This is a genomic window from Priestia sp. P5_B4 (assembly GCF_056400385.1).
On the sequence record NZ_JBFULJ010001443.1, the window covers coordinates 1 to 596 of the forward strand.

The window sequence follows — 596 nt, forward strand, 5'->3', positions numbered from 1 at the left end:
GTTTTGTACTTTTGCTAATTGATTCTTTTGAGGTACATCCCATTAAACTAAAAGCAACAGTTAGAAYAGCTGCTCCTGCTGCTATCTTCCTTGAATTCTTCATTGTGAAACTCCATTTCTTTGTTGTTTAACTTTTACATACTGAACAACTATATCACATAAATGGATTATTTTAACTATTTATATTAAGATTAAAATTAAAGAAATTAATAAAATGGGGGTTTGTATGAAAAAGTTATATTCTGCATTACTCGCATCTCTACTGTCAGCCAGTATACTAACGGCTTGTTCAGCAACGAACGTAAACAGTAAAAAAGATGTGGAATTCTATTCTAGTGAAGATGAAGCCTTTGAAAATGCAAAAAAAGAGTCTACAGGAATACAAGATATTATCGGTGAAAGTAAATATGTAGATAACGAAAAGATTGTTATCTATACAATTAAAGAAAAATCAAATGTAGGTGTAGGAACAGCTACATTAACTCAAAAGGATCAAAAAATCCGTTGGTATTTTAATGGGAATCCAGCTATTATCAAACAATCAAAGGGAAATACAGATATCACTAGTGAAATAACGACTCCAAAAGGGGTAAAGT

At 30.9% G+C, this 596-nt stretch carries 1 protein-coding gene; it reads left to right on the plus strand.

Annotated features, from left to right (window positions below):
- Positions 1 to 226: 226 nt before the first annotated feature.
- Positions 227 to 596 (plus strand): hypothetical protein (locus AC1DRF_RS31490; protein WP_477742761.1); only part of this gene is annotated, 370 nt, incomplete at its 3' end.